The sequence below is a fragment of the Microbacterium paraoxydans genome, assembly GCF_020524545.1.
Classification (GTDB): domain Bacteria; phylum Actinomycetota; class Actinomycetes; order Actinomycetales; family Microbacteriaceae; genus Microbacterium; species Microbacterium paraoxydans_C.
In genome coordinates this window covers 238,617-259,056 of the sequence record NZ_JAIVLG010000002.1, presented here as the reverse complement: position 1 = coordinate 259,056, position 20,440 = coordinate 238,617, and the positions used below count along the sequence as shown (strand labels likewise).

The 20,440-nt window shown below is 68.1% G+C and carries 15 protein-coding genes; 4 read left to right on the top strand and 11 right to left on the bottom strand.

The window, feature by feature from the left end:
- Nucleotides 1-104: 104 nt before the first annotated feature.
- Both LC041_RS05875 and LC041_RS05870 read left to right on the top strand, forming a co-directional pair.
- Nucleotides 105-2,069, top strand: coding sequence for a DUF4012 domain-containing protein (locus LC041_RS05875; protein ID WP_226532018.1), 1,965 nt, complete (start codon nucleotides 105-107; stop codon nucleotides 2,067-2,069).
- Nucleotides 2,070-2,189: 120 nt separating this feature from the next.
- Nucleotides 2,190-3,461, top strand: coding sequence for a nucleotide sugar dehydrogenase (locus LC041_RS05870; protein ID WP_226532017.1), 1,272 nt, complete (start codon nucleotides 2,190-2,192; stop codon nucleotides 3,459-3,461).
- Nucleotides 3,462-3,487: 26 nt separating this feature from the next.
- Here LC041_RS05870 and LC041_RS17320 read toward each other — a convergent pair whose 3' ends face one another.
- The 10 genes from LC041_RS17320 to LC041_RS05820 form a co-directional block, all read right to left on the bottom strand.
- Nucleotides 3,488-3,940 carry an acyltransferase gene (locus tag LC041_RS17320; protein ID WP_308012752.1) on the bottom strand — a complete coding sequence of 151 codons (453 nt, stop codon included), beginning with the start codon at nucleotides 3,938-3,940 and terminating at the stop codon, nucleotides 3,488-3,490.
- Between the two features lie 97 nt (nucleotides 3,941-4,037).
- Nucleotides 4,038-5,297, bottom strand: coding sequence for a lipopolysaccharide biosynthesis protein (locus LC041_RS05860; RefSeq protein ID WP_226532016.1), 1,260 nt, complete (start codon nucleotides 5,295-5,297; stop codon nucleotides 4,038-4,040).
- On the bottom strand, nucleotides 5,290-6,729 hold the full coding sequence (wzy, locus tag LC041_RS05855) for an O-antigen polysaccharide polymerase Wzy (RefSeq protein ID WP_226532015.1): 1,440 nt from the start codon (nucleotides 6,727-6,729) through the stop codon (nucleotides 5,290-5,292). The genes LC041_RS05860 and wzy overlap by 8 nt, the downstream gene beginning before the upstream one ends.
- Nucleotides 6,719-7,336: an acyltransferase gene (locus LC041_RS17315; RefSeq protein WP_308012751.1), complete on the bottom strand. Its 618-nt coding sequence runs from the start codon at nucleotides 7,334-7,336 to the stop codon at nucleotides 6,719-6,721. Before LC041_RS17315 ends, wzy begins: the two co-directional genes overlap by 11 nt.
- The gene (locus LC041_RS05845; protein ID WP_226532014.1) at nucleotides 7,326-9,662 is read right to left on the bottom strand and encodes a glycosyltransferase; all 2,337 of its coding nucleotides are present in this window, start codon (nucleotides 9,660-9,662) and stop codon (nucleotides 7,326-7,328) included. The genes LC041_RS17315 and LC041_RS05845 overlap by 11 nt, the downstream gene beginning before the upstream one ends.
- Nucleotides 9,659-10,813: a glycosyltransferase family 4 protein gene (locus tag LC041_RS05840; RefSeq protein WP_226532013.1), complete on the bottom strand. Its 1,155-nt coding sequence runs from the start codon at nucleotides 10,811-10,813 to the stop codon at nucleotides 9,659-9,661. Before LC041_RS05840 ends, LC041_RS05845 begins: the two co-directional genes overlap by 4 nt.
- Nucleotides 10,813-11,748, bottom strand: coding sequence for an NAD-dependent epimerase/dehydratase family protein (locus tag LC041_RS05835; RefSeq protein ID WP_226532012.1), 936 nt, complete (start codon nucleotides 11,746-11,748; stop codon nucleotides 10,813-10,815). Before LC041_RS05835 ends, LC041_RS05840 begins: the two co-directional genes overlap by 1 nt.
- Before the next feature lie 46 nt (nucleotides 11,749-11,794).
- Nucleotides 11,795-13,780 (bottom strand): NAD-dependent epimerase/dehydratase family protein, encoded by a 1,986-nt coding sequence (locus LC041_RS05830; RefSeq protein ID WP_226532011.1) that lies wholly within the window; start codon nucleotides 13,778-13,780, stop codon nucleotides 11,795-11,797.
- Nucleotides 13,781-13,832: 52 nt separating this feature from the next.
- Nucleotides 13,833-15,707 carry a polysaccharide biosynthesis protein gene (locus LC041_RS05825; protein ID WP_226532010.1) on the bottom strand — a complete coding sequence of 625 codons (1,875 nt, stop codon included), beginning with the start codon at nucleotides 15,705-15,707 and terminating at the stop codon, nucleotides 13,833-13,835.
- A gap of 73 nt (nucleotides 15,708-15,780) precedes the next feature.
- On the bottom strand, nucleotides 15,781-16,971 hold the full coding sequence (locus tag LC041_RS05820) for a hypothetical protein (RefSeq protein WP_226532009.1): 1,191 nt from the start codon (nucleotides 16,969-16,971) through the stop codon (nucleotides 15,781-15,783).
- A gap of 69 nt (nucleotides 16,972-17,040) precedes the next feature.
- Between LC041_RS05820 and LC041_RS05815 the strand changes: the two genes are divergently transcribed.
- Both LC041_RS05815 and LC041_RS17310 read left to right on the top strand, forming a co-directional pair.
- Nucleotides 17,041-18,390 carry a polysaccharide biosynthesis tyrosine autokinase gene (locus tag LC041_RS05815; RefSeq protein WP_226532008.1) on the top strand — a complete coding sequence of 450 codons (1,350 nt, stop codon included), beginning with the start codon at nucleotides 17,041-17,043 and terminating at the stop codon, nucleotides 18,388-18,390.
- A gap of 107 nt (nucleotides 18,391-18,497) precedes the next feature.
- Entirely contained in the window at nucleotides 18,498-19,958 is a 1,461-nt protein-coding gene (locus tag LC041_RS17310; protein ID WP_226532007.1) for a polysaccharide biosynthesis tyrosine autokinase, read from the top strand.
- A 19-nt stretch (nucleotides 19,959-19,977) separates the two neighbouring features.
- Here LC041_RS17310 and LC041_RS05805 read toward each other — a convergent pair whose 3' ends face one another.
- Complete coding sequence (locus tag LC041_RS05805; RefSeq protein WP_226532006.1) at nucleotides 19,978-20,421, bottom strand: GtrA family protein; 444 nt, start codon at nucleotides 20,419-20,421, stop codon at nucleotides 19,978-19,980.
- Between the last annotated feature and the right edge of the window lie 19 nt (nucleotides 20,422-20,440).

Genomic DNA, 20,440 nt, shown 5'->3' with positions numbered 1-20,440 from the left:
GACTCTCTCATACTTCCGTGCAACGGTGGCCGCCGGCCGAGGGCGACGGAGAGCGGCACGGCGGCTCGGACAAGTGCCCCCACGAGGGGTGATTCAATGGAGGCATGGTTGATGCTCCGCGCCCGAAGAGTCGACGAGAAGCTCGCGAACTCCGGGCGACGGCACCCGCCGACGGCGAGGAGCCGACTCTCGCCCACCTCTTCGAGACGCCGGCGGATGCCGAAGACTCCTCGGCTTCCGAGGCCTCCCCGGCGGGTCAGAGTGAGTCGCCAGGACCCGGATCGAGTCGGGATGGTTCCGGTCACCGTGACGGAGGCCGCCGGAAGAGATCGCCACGACGCCGTCGATGGACCTGGGCGATCATCATCATCTGCGTCCTCGCGATCGCCGCCGCAGGAGCCTTCACGGCGAAGACGCTGTACGACCGGGCGATGTCGGTCCGGGGCCACCTCCAGCAAGCGATCACCGAGGTGACAGCAGTGCGAAAGGCGATCTTCGCGGGAGATGCGGACACCGCGGCGACGGCGAGCGCGAACCTCTCCTCCGAGACGAAGGCGGCCGTCGGGAAGACCGACGGGCGGATGTGGGCGATCGCCGAGGCGGTGCCCGTCCTCGGCAACAACTTCCGGGCCATCCGGATCGTCGCAGAGACAACGGACAGTCTGGCGCAGGACGTGGTCGCACCGGCGAGCACGGTGAGCCTCGACGCGTTCCGACCCGTGGACGGTCGCATCGACCTGGCGGCCGTGACCGCGCTCGGCCCTCTCCTCGAGACCATCGACGGGGGCTTGGCCGCGTCGACAGCCTCCCTGGGCCAGATCGACCGCACCGGGCTCATCGGCGAGGTCGCCTCCGGTGTGACGCAGCTCACCGACGCCGTCGAAGGTATCCAGCCGCTCATCGCTCCGGCCCGTGACATCGTCTCGATCTTGCCGAACGCGCTGGGCGGCAGCGGACCCCGCGAGTACCTGCTGATGTTCCAGGGCAACTCGGAGGCCCGCAGCCTCGGCGGTAACCCCGCCGTCTTCCTCACCGTTCGCACCGACAACGGTGCCATCGGGATCAGCGGCGAATCTCAGAGCCGCGACTTCCTGCAGAATCGACAGGACCCGATCATCCCCCTGTCCGAGGAATCCGTCGCCATCTACGGCGACAAGATCGGCCGCTTCACGCCCGATCTGACGATGGTCCCCGACTACCCCGAGGCGGTCTCGATCGCCGAAGGCTGGTGGAAGGAGTACTACGGCGCCGACTTCGACGCCGTGATCTCGCTGGACCCCGTGGCGCTGGCATACCTGCTCGAAGCGACGGGTCCCGTCGCGCTCCCCGACGGTGAGACGCTCACCGCAGACAACGCGGTTCCGCTGCTGCTGAACGAGGTCTATTTCCGCTACAACCCCGACGAGCAGAACGTGTTCTTCGGCGCAGCCGCAGCCGGGATCTTCGCGAAGATCGTGAGCGGGGCGTTCGCGCCGGACAAGTTCGTCGCCGCACTCGATCGCGCAGGTGCCGAGGGACGACTCCTGTACTTCAGTCGCGACCCGCACGAGACCGAGCTGATGGCGGGATCGCGGATGGCCGGCGTCATGCCTGCGGACAGCGACGAGGCCACCACCGTCGGCGTTTTCGTCAACGACAACACGGGATCGAAGAAGTCGTACTACCTGGATATGGGTGTGGAGACCTGTCGCGCGCCCGGCGTCGTGGCGGGTGCCGTCACCCTGACCTCGTCGCTGGATGAGACCGAAGCAGCACGCCTTCCGGATCACATCCTCGGCGTGAACTACCCCGAGGGCGATATCAGCAGCTATGTCGTCATCTACGGACCCCAGGGTTCCACTCTGCAGTCGCTCACGCTCGACGGTGAACCGGTGTCGGCATTCGCGTCGGGCCAGCATCTCGGGCGACCGGCGTACAAGGTCGAGGTCTTCCACCATCTCGCCGAGGCGCACACGCTTGCTTTCGCGTTCGCCTCCGAGAGCGATCCCGACGCGGCGATCGACGTCTGGCACACGCCCATGACGAGGGAGACCGCCATATCGCATTCGACGGAGTGCGCGAGCAGCTGAGCCCGGCCGGTCGTCTCACCGTCAACCGATGTGCCAAGCTGGTAGCGGCCCGAGGTCGCTGACGATCGGCGACGATCCGGATCCCCGCCGAATCCCGAACAGACCAACAGGAACCCCCACATGAATACTGATTCTCGTCCCGTCGTCGTCGTCGGCCAGGGTTACGTGGGTCTTCCGCTCGCCATGCGAGCCGTCGAAGTCGGCTACACGGTGATCGGGGTGGATCTGGACAAGTCCCGCGTCTCCTCTCTCGCCGCGGGAACGTCGTACGTGGAGGACATCCCCGATGCGCAGTTGCAGGCCGCGCTGGCCTCCGGCCGCTACAGCGTCGCCTCGGATTACAACGGCATCGACGGCTTCGGCATCGCGGTGATCACGGTTCCCACCCCGTTGCGCGAAACGCTGCCCGACCTCACGTTCATCGAGAGTGCCGGCGCCTCGCTGGCTGCGCACCTCTCACCCGGGGCCACGATCATCCTGGAGTCGACGACCTACCCCGGCACCACGGAGGAGTTGCTCGTGCCGATCCTGGAATCGGGGTCCGGTCTCCGTGCCGGCGTCGACTTCTACGCCGGATACAGCCCGGAGCGCATCGACCCGGGCAACAAGGTCTACTCCTTCGTCAACACGCCCAAGGTCGTCTCCGGCATCGACGCGACGTCACTGGAGCACGTCGATGGCTTCTACTCCTCGCTCGTCGAGCGCACCGTCCCGGTGACGACGCCGAAGGAGGCTGAGCTGACGAAACTCCTGGAGAACACGTTCCGGCACGTCAACATCGCGCTCGTGAACGAGCTCGCGATCTTCGCGAATCAGCTCGGCGTCAACGTGTGGGAGGCCATCGACGCAGCGGCCACCAAACCGTTCGGGTTCATGAAGTTCACGCCGGGACCCGGCGTGGGCGGGCACTGCCTGCCCGTCGATCCGAGCTACCTCTCCTGGCAAGTGCGCCGCACGCTCGGCCAGAGCTTTCGTTTCGTCGAGCTCGCGAACGACCTCAACGAGCACCAGCCCGATTATGTCGTCCAGCGCACCATCGAGCTGCTGAACAACGATCAGAAGGCCCTGAACGGCGCCAAGGTGCTGCTACTCGGCATCGCCTACAAGAAGAACTCCGGCGACAGCCGCGAATCGCCGTCCATCCGCATCATCGAGCTCCTGAACCGGTACGGAGCCGACCTCACCGCCGTCGACCCGCACGTCTCGGCGGCGAACTGGCCGATGAGCGTCGCACGCGCCGAGTTCAGTGAACTGCTCATCTCGGAGCAGGATGTGGTGATCGTCGTCACCGACCACGATGACTTCGACTACGACGTGGTCGCCGACTCCGGAACGAGCGTGCTCGACACCCGGAACCGGGTGCGCCGCACCGAGAACGTGTCGCTGCTCTAGAGAGCATCCGTTGTGCGCAGAGGACCTCAGTCCGCGCGCTCGGTGGAGAAGCGCTCCATCAGTGCGGCTCGCTTCTCTTCCGGGTTCAGTCCCTTGACACGGATCCCCGTCGCGACCGCGGTCTTCTCGTACTCGTCGAGAGGGCGCAGCACACGCGCCGGCACTCCCCCGATCACGACGTCGCCGTCGAACGATCGCGTCACCACGCTGCCTGCCGCGATCACGACGTTGTCGCCGATGGTCACTCCGGGGAGGATCGTGACACGAAGCCCGATGAAGACGTTGTCGCCGACGGTGATGGGAGCGACCACATCCAGGTCGGGGTGCGCATCCCTGAGCACCCACACGCCGCCGTCGTGCGTGATGAAACGGGTCTCACCGGTGATCGTGACGTGGTCGCCGATCGAGATCAGGTAGGGCTCCGATCCGAAAGTGGACGCCGAGACGCCGAGGAAACGGCACCGCGACCCGACCGTCACCCCGATTCTGCGCGCGGCCCGGATCGGGTCTCGACGAAACTGCCACCATCTCAGCACCGACCTGCTGAACCTTCTCACCATCGGTCTCCCGCTCCCCTCACGCTGCTCCGTCGTCCTCTGACCTCGGACGCACGAGCTTCTCGCGACGCCGATACGCCTGGAAGAAGCTCACTATCGACATCATGCTGTACGCGCAGACGCTCGCCCAGGCACCACCGAACGCCCCGAGGTCGGGAATCAACAACACTCCGATGAAGATCAATGCGACGGCCCCGACGATACCGGGCACGCTGGCGGACCAGGTGGCCCCGCAGGCCACGACCACGCGCGAAAGGACGATGAACGGCACGAGGAGCAGCTGAGCGAGCAACAGCACTCTCAGCACGCCCGCGGCTTCGGCGAACGCCGCCCCATAGAGGATGCCGATGAGCAGATCGGCGAGCGCCCAGCCGACGAGGACGAGCACAGCGAGTCCTGCCATCATCAGCAGCACGCGGCGGACGACGCCGCGGAACGAGACCTTGCCTGCGGCAACGTCGTGCATCATCACCTGGCTGAGCGCCGTCGCCGGCATGGTCAGCACCGAGGCCGGTGTCGTCGCGACCGCGTAGATGCCCGCCGCGCTCGCCGAGCCGAGCGCACCGATGAGCGCAGTATCGGCACGATACGCGATTGCCTGTCCGAGGTTGAGACCTAGCAGCTTCGGCCCCAGCCGGAGCAGGCGACCGCCCCCGCCCGGCTGCGACTCGCGCTCGAACGAATGGCGGAGGATGAACAGTCCGATCCCGATCTGCCCGACCATCGACACGAAGTAGCAGAGAACGATGCCCTCGAAGCCCGCCCCGCTGAGCGCTGCGACCACCAGGGCCGCCACGCACACCGCCGTGCCGAACGCGTTCGTCGCCGCCGATCTCGACATCAGCCCTGAGGCGTTCATCAGGTCCAGCAGCTGGTTCGACCAGAAGTACGCGCCGCCGTAGGCGAGGAAGGCCGCGGCCACGAACGGCTCGGCGAAGGTCGCATCGACCCACACGCTGAGTCCCCACACGATCGCGTAGAGCAGAACGAGGTGGCACACGAACAGCAGGGCGCTGACCCGAATGTACTGCTTCGGCCCGACCTCGTTGCGCGGCAGCAGTCTGCGGATCGCCACGTTCGTTCCCAGCGTGCCGACGAGCACGGCGAGTCCTGCGACCGAAACGAAGATGCCGAGTACACCTCGAAGGTCGACGCCGAGCATCCGCGCGGTGAGGACCCCAACCACCGTCGCCAGAGCCACGTTCGTGAACGACCACGCGGTGGTGCGGCCGGCTCTGCTGCCAACCCCGGCGCGGATCAGTCGCAGCACCCTACGCACGCGCGCCGGCCCTGCTCCTCGACACCGTCATCCGACGGGTGGCATATATCACCAGCACCAGGATGACGCCGACGGCGATGCTGGGGATGACGGGCACGAAGGAGTTGCGGATGTGGTTGTAGAGCGGCACCGCGATCACGACGTAGAGCGCGAGCTCCAGCGGAGACCTGCGGCCCAGGGAGAAGCTCGCGAACAGCAGCCCGGCGAGCGCGAGTACCAGCGCGACTCCCCCGACATCGAGGTTGTGATACGCCTCACCGATCATTGATCCGCCGATGTTGCCCGCCCGCGTGGAGATCTCCACATTGAACAGACGGAAGTCGGTGGCGGCTGACGGGCGCTCCGAGAGGAACAGCTGTTCGGCGAGTCGCGAGACCGCGACGGTGTAGGTGTCGCCACCGCGGAACGGCTCGCCGCCGAACTCGTGCCAGTTCACGACAGTAGCGACCACCCGCATCGTCTGGCCGAGCTCAGACAGCGCCGCAAGCGGAGTCGCGTCCTGCAAGCTGAAGCCGGATTCCCCGAGACCCGCCTGCCGAATCTGCTTCGCCGCGTTGATCAGCGTCAGCAGCAGGAGTCCGCCGATGGCGACGAGGGCGAAGTTGGGCATCTTCCGCCTGGTCGCCATGATCGAGACGGCGACCGCGAGCGGGAAGAGCACTTCACCGCGCAAACCGAGGAAGAAGCCGAACACGGCGAACACCGCGAACAGCACGAGCGCCACCTTCTGAAGCGCGCGGAGCGGTGTCATCACGGCAAGGCCCAGCCCCACAGCGATCAACGGATAGGTCAAGTGGATGTCAGTGGCCTGCGTCGCGGCGAGGAAGCTCTGGTACGACCCCGTGATGCCACCGAATCCCACGGTGCTGCTCGCGATCCAGAACCAGCCCAGCACACCCACGAGCAGCACGAAGGCACCGATTCCCGCGAAGCGTGCGGCCAATCGGTCGTCGTCGTCGCGAGCTACGCGCACCCGGTCGTGGTGCAGTGCCACCCGCAGCAGCGCAGCCGCGGTATACGCAGCCATCCCGATCGAGGTGAGATGCAGCGCCGCGGCCCCAGCCGGTCCGTCGAACCAGGCGTAGTCCGCGAGCCTGGGCAGCTCCGGGTCGACTCCGGTGAGCATGTGCACCACGAGGCTGATATGGAAGATCGCGAGCACCAGGAGGAACAGCGCGGCGGGAGACCAGAACCCTGCCGCCATGCTCCGGCTCAGGCAATACACCCCGAACGCGAAGATCACGACAGCTTCGACGGCGAGCACATTCCGCTCGGGGGAAGCCAGCTCCGACTGCACGAACAGGAAGACCAGGATCGCGACCCAGACGAACAGGAACCGGGTGGCACGCGATCGGTCGGCGCCGGCGAGCACGAACACCTCGGCGGTTGGCGTGTCGACCGCGCTGTCGACCGTGGACGTCTCAGATCGCACGGATCACCCTCGCTGGCACTCCCCCGACGATGACGCCGGACGGCACATCGCGCGTCACCACTGCACCGGCTGCGACGATGACCCGCTCCTCGATCGTCACGCCTGCCATGATGCGAGCACCCGCCCCGATCCACACGTTCGACGCGATCCGGGTCGGGGCCGCGGTCAGCGGCTGATCCCTGATCGGGAGATCGGCGTCCGCCCAGGTGTGGGTCGTCGACAGGATGGTCGCGTGGTGGGCGATGGAGACGTCGTCGCCGATGGTGATGCTCCCGGAGGCATCGATGTAGCACTTCGGATGGATGCTGACCCGCGAACCGAGATGCAGCGTGCTCACGCCGAGCAAATCGCAGTCGCGATGCACGTCCACGAGATCGCCGCACGATGCAGCAACCGTGCGCAGCGCCACGAAGCGCACCAGTCGGGCGATCTTGCCATCCGATGTCGGCCGGAAGTTGATGAGTCGGAGACGCATGCCGCGGGGGAGCGCGGAGACGACTCGGTCGAGTGCGCGGATCAGCGGTAGCGCCTGTTGGTACAGATCTCTCCCGCGGCGTGCGCCACGGAGCGGAGAGGCGGCGCTTTCGGTGTGTCTCTCATGCGTCACGATGACCCGACCACCCTGTGAGGAACCGCTGCATGACCTCGGCACCGGAGTGCTCGTGCCAGATCTTCTCGAATGCCGCCCGCTGCTTCTCGACCGCGGCGGGAACGTCCTCGCGGTGGTCGATGAAGTGACCGAGGCGCTTCGCGAGTGCCTCGGTGTCATCGGGCTCAAACCGGAACGACGAGTCGAGCACTTCCACCATGCCTCCCACACTCGAGCCGAGGGTGAAGACCCCGACCGACATCGCTTCCAGAAGCGCCTTCGGCATCCCCTCGGTCCTCGAGGGCATCACGAGGATATCGTGACTCACGACCAATCGCGCGACATCGACAGTGCTCCCGGCCCTGGGCACGAAGTTGACCGGCACGCCCGCCAGCTCCGCCTGATCGACCAGCCTGGAGTGCAACGCGCCCTGCCCGACCAGGGTCAAGTTCACCTCCCTGCCGCTGCGTCGGAGGGCGGCAACCGCGTCGATCAGCAGGTCGTGTCCCTTGTAGTTCTGCTGCTGGCTGCCGACGGCGATGACCGACACGGGTCCACCGGCGAGGAAGTCGGCGTATTCCTTCTTCTCGATCTCGAGGATCTCCGGCGACAGTCTGAGGTTCGTGCGCGCGAGGACCGCCGTTCCGGTCGCGGCAGGGTACTTCGCTTGGAGAGCGCGCAGCGTGACGTAGACCACCGCCGTCGCCTTGCGGACGGCTGCCGCCGTGGATGCGCGGGAGAACCGCCCGAGCACGGCGCCGAACGGCCGGGGGACGATGGCGGTCAGCACGTCCTCCGGGTCGCCGATCAGACGGACCAGCAGCTCGGCGTCTTTCGCCTTCGCGCGCCGAGCCACGTGCGCCACGATCTGGTTGGGGGCCCACACGCCGTAGGCGGCCCCGTTGTCCCGGGTCGCCGCATCAATAGCCGTGCGGATACGACGCGCCTGCCGGAAATAGGATCGCCAGCCGTCGTAGAACGGCAGAGGAGTCACACGGATGCGCTCGTCGTCGAGAAGATAGCCGTCTCCGCTCACCACCGACTCCTCGACCCTGGTGAAGATCTCCACCCGGTCGAACACCTCGAGGAACGGAGCCCACTCTTCGTTGGACATCAGCGGCGTGAGGGCGCGGTACGCGCCGGACTCGTCGCGGTGCAACTTGACGAGGCTGAAGAACTTCAGCACGCGGGGGAAGGGCCGAGAGCCGGACATCCGCCAGAGGGCGAGGTGCGCTGCGGTCGCCGTATCGAGCTGGAACCGGCTGTCGGCGAACGAACGGGCGATCGCGTCACGATCGCGCGGGGCAGCCTCGAGAGCAGCGGCCCAGGCCCGGTCTTTCGCATCGAGGGACAGCATGCTCACGCCCGCCACCTGTCCCGCGATCCACTGGACCCCGGGCAGGTCGGTGCTCACGACCGGGGTCCCGCACGCCAGTGACTCCAGCACCACGCCGGGCAGCCCTTCGCGCATCGATGTGACCAGGAGAACGTCGGACGCACCGATCTCCTCGGCGACCTGAACGGTCTCACCGACGAACTCGATGCGTGAGCCGGTGGCAGCGACGTGGTCGAAGAGCGCCACCCGGTCGGCTTCCTCGCGTTCGGATGGGTGCAACCCTCCGATGAGTCGCAGGGTGGTCGTCGTCCCGCGAGCCAGCTCGCTCCACACGCGGATCGCGCGCATCCGGTTCTTCGCCGGCTCGGCGCGAGCGACGCTGGCGACCACCAGCGTCCCCTCGGCCTCTTCACGATCGCCCCTCCCCTGCTCCGCACGCAGGCGGAGTGCGGCGGCATCGAGGCCATTGGGAATCACGGTCGCCCTGGTCCGCCACTTTCCCCGGAGGAGTCCTGAGCCCTCCAGCGCCGACGGGCTCACACCGACGATGTCGGTCGCGAAGACGCGGACGAGCGCACGCGAGAGTGCGAGATAGGTGCGCTTGAGCGGGGTAGATCGCCCCCCAACCCCATCACTCCTGCTGTGCGCGATGCGCACGCGCGCACCACCGGCCCACGCCGCGACGAGGATCATTCCCGATGCGCCGCCGAGGTGCGCGTGCACCACCTCGATACCCTGACGCCGAATCAAGCGCGCGGCCTTGACAGCGCTGACCGGTCCGCGCACGCGCAGCCGGTGGATCGTGTGCCCCTCGCGCTCGAGCGTTTCGTCGAGAGCACCCACACGTCCGGATGCCGCGAGGAACTGCACGGACGTCCCGCTTGCACGCAGGATGTCGATCGTCCGCAGCTCCGCTCCCCCACGATCGAGCGCAGAGAAGACCTGCATGATCGGCCGCGACGAGGAGGTGGACGATCGCCCTCCGGGTGAATCCTGCGCGGTCGTCATGAATCCGTCCCTGTCGTCGAGGCGGCCAGCCGTGCCTCGTAGCGGCTCTGCACGGAGGAGCGTTCGTAGTTGTCGCGGATGAAGACGGCGCCTGCGCGCCCGAGGTCCGCCGCCCTCTCCGGGTCCGTCAGCAGCGCGGACAAGTGCGCCGCCAGCGCCCGATCGTCGCCCGGTGCGGAAAGCAGACCCGTCTCGCCGTCGAGGATGGGATCAACCATTCCGGTGACCCGCGTTCCCACGACGGGGACACCCATCGCCGATGCTTCGGCCGCCGCATTGCAGAATCCCTCCCGCAGCGAGGGGATGCATGCGACATCGAACATGGCGATGTACGGGGCCGGGTCGGCCACATGGTCGACCACCGTCACGTGCACGCCGCGTGAGCGGGCACCGTCAATCCACGACTCCGCCTCCTCATCGTCGAACCCGCCGATGAGGAGCAGATCGACCGGAGTGGCGACCTGGACGCGTTCGACGGCCTTCAGCAAGGTGTCGATGCCTTTGTCCCTGGTGAGCCTGCCGACGAACCCGATCGTCGGCACTCCCGGTCGCAGCGCCAGCGACGCCGCACGCTGCTCGGTCTCCGCAGTGGTGAACCGCCCGGCGTCGAACTGCTCCAGGTCGATGCCGTTCGAGCTCCCCTCCCCGACGACGCTCATCCTGCCGCGGCGGTCGAGGCCGAGGTCCACCGCCTCATCGCGCAGACTTCGACTCACCGCCACCACGTCGGTCGACATCGCGATCGCGGCGCGCTCGCTCAACCAGAGGATCCTCCGCAGCAGGCCGCGCGTCGTGTGCAGACGGAGCCCACGGAGGATGTACTGCCGCACGGGAACACGCCGCATCCTCGCCGCGACGAGCCCGAGCAGGCTCGCTTTCGGGGTGCCGAGCGAGACGGCGTCCGGGCTGAGCTTCCGAAGCAGCCGCACCCAGGCCAGCAGCGCGGCGGCGTCGGCGAAGGGCGAAGGAGCGCGGCGCATCGGGATCGCGTGCACGGTCACCCCGTCGAGCTCGCCGAGCGCCGCGAGGCGCTCTCCCCCCGAGGAGACGACGTGAACATCCCACCCCTGTGCCACCAGGAAGGACGGATAGCCCTTGAGCAATCCGAGTGAGACATCGACGGTCGTCGCCAGAACGATGGATTTCGGCATCAGGGCGCGGTCGTTCGGCGGAACCAGTCGACGGTCGACGCGATCCCTTCCCGGAGGGGCGTGGAAGCCACGTCGGGGAAGAACTCCCGCAGACGCACGCCATCGGACTGCGAGGCCCTGACATCGCCGGCTCGCGGCTCGACGTGGGTGCGCGCGATCGGTTGCCCGAGTTCGTCTTCCATCACGTCGAGCAGCTCCAGCAGAGTCGTGCGCGTGCCGAAGGCGAGATTCACCGGGTCGGGGAGGTCGAGACGGCGCTCGATGGCCGACCACAGCGTCTGGCACACGGTGTCGACGTGGGTGAAGTCGCGCGATTGCTGACCATCGCCATGAATCACCGCCGGCCTACCGCTGAGCGCCGCGTCGAGGAACCGAGGGATGACCGCGGCGTAGGCATGGTCGGCCGGCTGGTAGGGACCGTACACGTTGAAGAAGCGGAAGGCCAGCGTCGGCAGTCCGTAGGAGTGGCTGTATGCGAGCACGTATGCCTCGGCACCGAGCTTCGTGACAGCGTAAGGACTCATCGGGCGCGTCCAGTCGAACTCCGACTTCGGCAGCGTCGTGTTGGCGCCGTACACAGAGCTGGACGAGGCGAAGGTCACGTAGGCTCCGTGCGAGCGGGCGGCCTCGAGCAGGTTCAGCGTGCCGGTGAGGTTGGCGTCGTGGCTGCCGAGCGGGTTGTCGACCGAGCGGGGGACGCTGCCCAGCGCGCCCAGGTGCGCGATCGCCGTCACGCCGTCGGCGGCGGCGACGACGGCGTCGACATCGGTCAGCGATCCTTCGACGAACTCCGCGCGGACGCCCTCCAGGTTGTCTCTGCGACCCGTGCTCAGGTCGTCGAAGACCCGGACCTCGGTGTCGGGCGACACCCGGTTGATGTGGCGAGCGAGGTTGGAGCCGATGAAGCCGGCGCCCCCCGTGATCAGCACGGTCATGCGTCCTCTTTCCGTCGTGTGTGTATCGATTCGAGCGTAATCGGCGTCAGGTCCCGCGGAGAATCCGCCGCAGCCTGTCCGAGTCCGCGGAGAACTCCGCAGCGAAGGCCGAGGATTGCGCCTGTCCGAACCACATCAGGGCCACCCGGCGTTCGATGCCGGCGACCTCCGGCACCACACGCCCGACCAGTCGCGCGGAGCCGAGCACCATATGGCATAACCAGGGCGGCAGGTGCCGCGGCTCGGAGCCGCGGGCTTCGCGGAGGACGTCGGCGGTCGACAGGCCTTCCCACGGCTGCAGCATGATCGGCCCGACGACACTCGTGGACGTCGAGACATCGACGATGAAGTCGACCAACCCGTCGATGCTGCTCACGACGGTGGACCGGCTGCCGTCGCCGGCGACCGAGGCGAGTGCTGATCGCGCGACGCGGCGGAGGGAGTCCGTCGTCGCCCTGCCGGGCCCCTGCACGCTCGTCGCCCGGATGACCACTGCGTCGACGTCATCCGCCCTCGGCACACTGAAGAAAGCGCGTTCGCCGAGGGCCTTGGAGCGCGAGTACGGTGAGAACGGCTGTGCCTCGATGCTCTCGTCTATCACAGGGCGGTGGCCCTGCACCGCCGCTGAACTGAGATGGATCACGCGCTGCACCGACGCGTCGGTTGCGGCCTGGAGCACCACCGCAGGGAGGAGCGCGTTGGCTCCGTAGAGTTCCGCAGTGGGCGGCGCGCCCGGAGTGGCGAGCCCGGCGGCGTTGATCACCACGTCGACTCCCTCAAGCTGCGCCGCGAGTTCCACGCGCGTCTCGCTGTGCGCTGCGTGGTCTGCGATGGCGCTCGGCGAGTCCACCTCGACGGGCAACCGCAGGCGCGGCGCCTGCACGGTGCGCACCTCCACGCCGTCCCGACGCAGGCGCGCGACGACCGCCCCGCCGACGAATCCGGTCGAGCCGGTCACCGCCCACACGCGCGGTGCGTGGTCGGGGCGCATCACGGCCGGTTCCGGCGCGGCGATCGCGGGGACCGCCATGGACGTCGGCGGTGCGATGCGACTTCCGCGCAAACGCGGTAGTGCGATGTAGAGCGCGCAGAGCAGGATGAGCAGGACCCACGCGAGCCATTCGGCGATGACCCCTGCCACTGCGGCGACGCCGACCGCACTCGTGAGAAGGGTGAAGCAGCCGACGATGCCCGTCGCCGCCGCGTGACCGAGGCCCGTGTCGGTGAGGCGCTGATAGAGGTGGGAACGGTGCGACTGCAGGATGGCCTCGCCCCGCGATGCGCGCCTGCCGAGCGTGAAGAGCGTGTCGGCGAGATAGATCGAGAGAGGAGCGACTGCGACGACCGGCTGGACACCGGCCCACCAGATCGCGATGCCGATCGCGCAGATGACGGCGCCGAGGAGATAGCTGCCGACGTCGCCGAGGAACAGTCCCGGTTTCGTGATGTTCCAAGGAAGGAACCCGAGGAATGCACCGGCGACGATCAGACCGAGCGCGGTCGCCCATGGCAGGCCGGCAAGCGCACCGACGATGGCATAGGCTCCGCCGATCAGGATGGCGTGCACGCCGGAGATGCCGTTGATTCCATCCATGAAGTTGGCGATGTTGATGAATGCGGCGATGGCGATTGCTGCTCCGACGGCGAGCCACCACGGCTGCTCGAATATCAGAGCGAGCGGGAGGCTGACGGCCACGCCGGCGATGAGTTGTCCGAACGCTCGGACGGGGACTCTGAGCCCGCGCACATCCTCGATCAGGCCCAGCACCGCTGAAAGGAGTGATCCGGCGACGACGGCGATCATCACGCTCGCCGCGAGGCCGTCCGGCGCGAGCACAGCGACGAGCGTGCCTACGAACACCCCCAGCATCGGGGCGATTCCTCCGCCGCGGAGAGTCGTCTGCGTGTGAGACGACCGATCAGTGGGCGTGTCGACGACGGCGTACCGGCGCAACAGCGGGCGGAGCCCGATGACAGCTACCAGGCTGACTGTGCACGATACCGTCGCGGCGATCCAGACGAACGGAGTCACTCGCTCCCGCTCATTCCTCGGGTGCCGACGTGCTCCGGTCCCTGCGGCTCACTCATGCGTCCGCCGCCCTCTTCATGCGGATGGGCTCGATGACGGTCGTGTCGTTGTCCCGCGGGCTCGCGTACATCCGATCCAGCCACCCTGCCTCGTCCAGCCGCTCCGGCGTGATGACGTCCGCTCTCGTGTGCGAGACCTTCGGGTGGAAGGGGCGCTCCAGGTTCTCGCGCGAACCGACGAGCTCCTCATGCAGCTTCTCGCCGCGACGGAGTCCGGTGAAGACGATCTCGACACTCTTGCCCGACATCGCGATCATGCGCTTGGCGACCTCGAGGATCGAGACCGGCTGACCCATGTCGAGGATCAGCACCTCCCCCGTGCGTCCGATGCCACCGGCCTGGACCACCAGCTGGCAGGCTTCGGGGATGGTCATGAAGTAGCGCGTCGCCTCGGGGTGCGTGACCGTGATCGGTCGCCCTTCCGCGATCAGGCGCTGGAACGTCGGAAGCATCGACCCACGACTGCCGATGACGTTGCCGAACCGCACGGAGAGGTACCGCATCCCGGTGTCCTCCCCCGCCCAGGCGGTGAGCTTCTCCGCCACGCGCTTGGAGTGCCCGAGCACGCTGGTCGGGTTGGCGGCCTTGTCCGTGGAGATGTTCACGAAGGTCGTGACGCCCACGCGCCGCGCGGCGTTGATCACGTTCAGCGTGCCGAGCACGTTCGTCTTCCATGCCTCGTCCGGATACTGCTCGAGCATCGGCAGGTGCTTGAGGGCTGCCGCGTGGAAGACCACCTCGGGCCTCCGCTCGTCGAACACCCGATCGAGCGTGGGGACGTCACGGATGTCGGCGAGCACGACGTCGTTCGTGTCGAGCAGCCCGTGTCCGGCGGTGCCGAGCTGCGCGACCTGCAGCCCGGTCTCGTCGCGGTCGAGCATGATCAGTTCATTCGGACCGTACTTCGCCAGCTGCCGGCACAGCTCCGAGCCGATGGAGCCGCCAGCACCGGTCACGAGCACGCGTCGCCCGGTGACGTAGCCGGCGATCAGCTCGACGTTGGTGTCCACGGGGTGGCGACCGATCAGATCCTCGATGCTGATGTCGCGCACATCGGTGACCGCCTGCTCCCCCGACGCCAGGGTGGCGAGGGTGGGCGTCACGGCGACGCGCAGGCCCGCGGCCTCGGCACGGTCGCTGAGCGCGCGCAGCAGCGAGCTGTCGGCACTCGGGATCGCGATGACCGCGAGCCGCGCACCGGTGCGCCGTGCGGCATCCGCCAGGTCGCGGGTCGTTCCGACGACGGCGACGCCGCGCAGCCGCAGGTTTCGCTTGGCCGGATCGTCGTCGAGCAGTCCGACGGCGCGGATGGGCGAGCTCGGATCGGTGGTGATGTTGGCGAGCAGCTTGTCGGCGAGGAACCCGGCTCCGATGATCAGCGCGGGTTCGGCGTCCTCGCCGGGCTTGCGGGCGCGCTCGATGAGGAGCCGCGCCAGGTAGCGCACGCCGAACATCAACAGGAGCACGAAGGGGAAGGCGAGCAGCAGCGTGCCGCGCGGGATGCCGACGAACGGGCCGACCGGGATCACGATCAGGGACAGGAAGATCGCCTCGAGCACGACGATCAGCGCGACTGCACGGACCTCGTCGAAGGAACCGTAGCTGAACCGGCCCCGGTACAGCGTGGTGGCGTACCCGACGACGATCTGGATAATGCCTGCGGTGACGGCGAGCACGGCCGTCGAGATCCACCCCTGCGCATCCATGACGAACTCGAAGCGCAGGGCGATGGCGAGGGAGACACCGAAGCTCCACGCGAGTCCATCGACCACGGCCGACAGCAGGCGCCGACGGCGCTGCTGGACCGAAACCTCAGCCGCTATCGGAATGCCGCCGGTGGACACGTCGATGAATCCATCCTGCTGATTCACGATCTGATGCCCCCTCCGGCTTTCTTCACTCCCCTGGAGATATGCTCTCACAGGGAACGAGCAGGTTTCTCCACTACGGGGTTCCGCCGTCCTCCGGCGGTGTCTCCGGATCGACCGGATCCGGAGGATCGACAGGATCGACGGGGTCGGCAGGATCCACCGGGTTCTGGCCCGTCGATCCGTCCTGCCCCGGATCCTGCGTGCCGTTCTGCTGTGGCCACGACTGCTGCGCGTTCTCCCTGTTCTCCCGCTCGATCTCGAACCGCAGCTGATCCGCGACGAGCGACACGAACGCGTCCCGATAGGCCGTGAGCGCCGACCGCCCCTCGGCCGACCACAGGTCCGCCGAGACGACCCTGGCGGCCGCATCGGACACTGCCGTGCGCAGCGCCTCCTCACCATCGGGGTATCGGCCGACGGCTGCATCAGCAGCGGTGACGAAGGACGCGGCGTACGCGTCCACGGCGCGCGACGCGGCGGGTCGCAGGGCATCGAGCTGACCGCGCAGCGCGCGGGCCTCCGCCGTCGCCTCATCCAATGCGACCAGTCGCTCCTGCACCCCGTCGATCGCACCGCCGACCTGCACGAGAGAATCCTCGTCGATCTGCCCGCGCGCATACTCGGCCGGCAACTCCGCAACGGTGATCGCCGCGAGTCCCGACACGTAAGCGTCCAGCGCAGCGAGTGCGGCGGCGAGCGCATCCGCATCCGTCACGGAGAGGGGAGCATCGTCCGCACGGCCCGCCGGGTCCGGCGCCGTGGCCGTCTCGACCAGTGCAGCGCGCAGCTGTGCGGCGTCGACGGTCTGCGCGTCGAGGTCGGAGACGAGGCGGTCCCGCGCGATCTTCAGCGACTGGTACGCGTTCTGCGCCACGGCCTCGTCGGCTTCCAAGGATTCCAGCGCGCTCGATGCCGGGCTGGCGCTGGCCATCTGGATCCCTCCGACGACAGTCGCCGTCGCGACGGCCACGACTGCGACCGCAGCGGCGGTCAATGTCACCGCATCGAACCTCCGTCGTGGTCGGCGGCTCGCACGCCCGGGCGCGTCCGCGCCTGCCGCGACCGGAACCGCTGTGCGCCTGGCCGCCTCGACCATGTCGATCAGCTCGCTCCGGTCGGCGAGGGGACGCGTCGCGACTTCGGCCTCCCGCGGTTCGCCGATGATCTGCCGCAGCCGCTGGGCGGTGTGGTGGTCGTCGAGCACCGCTGCTCCGGCGTCGCCCGCGCGCGGGCCGTCCGGGAAGAGATCGCTCAGGGCACTCATGTCACCTTCAGGGGAATCGGTAGTCTCAGGAGACGATACCGTCGATCGCACCGACCACGCTGGAGAGCCATGGACGTCCACGACTACCTTCGGGTGCTCCGCCGGCAGATCGTGGTGATCGTCGCCGGCGTTCTGATCGGTCTGTCCACGGGCGCCCTCATCGCGATGCTCACTCCTACGCGCTACCAGGCTTCGACCGAGGTGATGATCACCGCGCAGGTCGCCGACACCGCCACACCCGCCGAACGCGCTCTCGCCACCGGCTACGCCAAGCAGGCGGTGGAGACGTACCGCGCGGTCATCACGAGCTCGCTCGTGCTGGAACCCGTCGTCGAGGATCTGGGACTCGCTGCGGCGCCGGTAGCCATCCGCGCCTCCGCCGCGCTGAACAGCGCGATCATCACGATCACGGTCGACGATCGCAACCCCGGTCAGGCGGCGCGCATCACCAACGCCGTCGCCGAGAGCTTCGCCACCGTCGTCACGGACACGCTCGAGAAGCGCGAGCAGGCCGCCGCCTTCACGATCCGCGTCGTCACCCTGGAACCCGCCCAGGTGCCGACGACACCCGTCGCCCCGAACCTGCGGCTGTCGCTCGCCCTCGGCGGCGTGCTCGGCCTGGCCGCCGGTGTGGGCGTGGCGCTCCTGCGCGCGACCCTCGACCGGCGGGTGCGGGTCGCCACCGACGTCGAGGCCGCCGTCCCCGTTCCCGTGCTCGGGCAGATCCCCCTCGACGCCGACACCGGTGACCACCCGCTCGCGATCAGCGCGGCCCCCCACGGACTCAGGGCAGAGGCCTTCCGCAGCCTGCGGACCAACGTCGGGTTCTTCACGATGGGAGGGAAGGGCGTCTTCGTCGTCTCCAGCTCAGGCCCGGGCGAGGGGAAATCGACGACGGCCGCGAACCTCGCTCTGGCTTTCGCGGATGCAGGACAACGAGTGGCCTTGGTCGACGGCGATCTACGCCTACCCCGTGTCGCCGAATACTTCGGCATCGAAGGGGGCATCGGGCTCAGTGACGTCCTCGCCGGACGGGTCGGGGTCAGCGACGTCCTCCAGCGCTGGGGGCGCAGCGCCCTGTTCGTCCTGCCGTCGGGCACGGTCCCGCCGAACCCGGCCGAGCTGCTCGGCGCACCGGCGATGGAGCACCTGGTCGAGACCCTGACTGCGGCCTTCGACATCATCATCATCGACGCGCCGCCGCTGCTGCTCGTCACGGATGCGGCGGTGATCGCTCGCGTCACCACCGGTGCTCTGCTGATCGCCGCCTCCGGCTCCTCACAGGCGAACCATCTGACGGACGCGGCGAAGAGCATCGAGTCGGTCGGAGCGAGGGTGCTCGGCACCGTGCTCACGAAGGTACCGATGCCCCCGTCGTCGACGACGACGCACGGCGCCGCCACCGCGCAGACGCGCTGATCGTCGGCAACGCCGGCCCTCGGCCGCCGCTGTGAAAGAATATCGGGATACCATTTCGCGGCTCGCCCCCTCGGCCGACGTCGCTCTGCAACAGGGGGAATCGCCGCGTGGAACTTCGCGACTATGTGCGTGTGCTGCACAGGAACTGGATCCTGATCCTGGTCCTGCTGATCCTCGGTTTCGCCGGCGGCGCCGGCTATGCCGCGCTCCAGCAGCCGAAATACGTCGCTTCCACGCAGCTGTACGTGTCCGTCCGCACCGAGGGCGCCGCCACCGGCGACCTCGTCCAGGGGACGACGTTCGCGCGGCAGATGGTGACGAGCTACGTCGACGTCGTCGACACGGCGCTGGTGCTGGAGCCGGTGATCGAGGAGCTCGATCTCGATGACTCCGTCGCGGGGCTGAGCAGTCGCGTCACGGCCACCACGCCCCTCAACACGGTGCTGATCGACGTCAGCGTGACCGACGGCGATCCCGAGCAGGCTGCGGCCATCGCCAACGCCGTCGCGGCGAGTTTCCAGGACGCGGTGCAGAAGACGCTCGAGCAGCCCACGAGCGAAGACGCCGTCAGCCCGGTGCGGATCACGGTCACCGAGCCCGCCGTCGCCTCGTCCACGCCGACCAGCCCCAACGTCCGCCTGCTGATCGTCCTCGGCGGTGTCGTGGGCCTCGCGCTGGGTGCCGCGATCGCGATGCTGCGGACCGTGCTCGACAACCGCATCCACACGCTCCACGACATCGAGACACTGACCGACGGTCCGGTACTGGGTGGCATCGCCTTCGATCCGGACGCCCCGAAGCGCCCGCTGATCGTGCACGCCGATCCGCGCAGTCCACGCGCGGAGTCCTTCCGCAGCCTGCGCACCAACCTGCAGTTCCTGAACCTCGACTCCGGTCCGCGGATCTTCGTTGTCTCCAGCGCGGGCCCGGGCGAAGGCAAGTCGACGACCACCGCCAACCTCGCCATCGCCCTCGCCGAGACCGGCGCGCGCGTCGCGCTGCTCGACGGCGACCTGCGTCTGCCACGCGTGGCCGACTACCTGGGCATCGAAGGCGGGGTCGGACTGACCGACGTCCTCATCGGCCGCGTGGACGTCGCGGACGTGCTTCGGAAGTGGGGCGCCACGGACCTCTACGTGCTGCCCAGCGGCCAGGTGCCGCCGAATCCGAGCGAGCTGCTGGGCTCGGCCGCGATGGATCAGGTTCTGAAGTCGCTCGGCGACTACTTCGACTACGTCCTCATCGACGCACCACCGCTGCTCTTGGTGACCGATGCGGCCGTGGTGGGCAGTAAGACCCGCGGAGTCATCCTCGCCGCGGCCTCCGGCAAGACGAAGAAGCAGGAACTGTCAGGCGCGCTCCGCGCTCTCGAGAACGCCGGTGTGCCGATGCTCGGCATCGTCGTCACGATGCTCCCCACGAAGGGCCCCGACAGCTACGGCTACGGCGCCTACACCTACGGATCGACCCATGACGCCGACAGCGGCTCCTCGCCGCACCAGAAGAAGCGGACGAAGCGCGCCAAGAAGCCGAAGACCGCCGGCAAGCGCGTCAAGGCACGAGCCTGACCGGTTCGCCCGCGCCCCGCTACTTCGGGGGCGAGACCCGGAAGACGATGCCGTGGTAGAGCACGAAGCGCAGCATGACCACGATCACGATGCTCGTCAGGTTCACGACGTTGACGGCGACCGCGCCCGGCTGACGGTCGAGCACGACCGTGAAGATCTCGACTCCCACCCAGACGAGTGCCGCGCCGATGGCGGTGCACACGACGTTCGTGGCGAGGAAGAGCACGACCTCGGCGACCCGTCCGCGGCGATCACGGTGGCGGAAGGTCCACTCCCTGTTGCCGATGTAGGCGTTGATGAGCGCGACCAACGAGGCCGCGATCTTCGCGGCGACGACATCCCAGCCCCATACGAACACCAAGAGGTTGAAGACACCGACCTCGATGAGCGTGCTCACCGCGCCCACGACCAGGAAGCGGCTGCCGACGCCGGCGAGCCGACGCAGTCGGGTGGGAAGATCCATAGCTCAACTAGGCTACTTG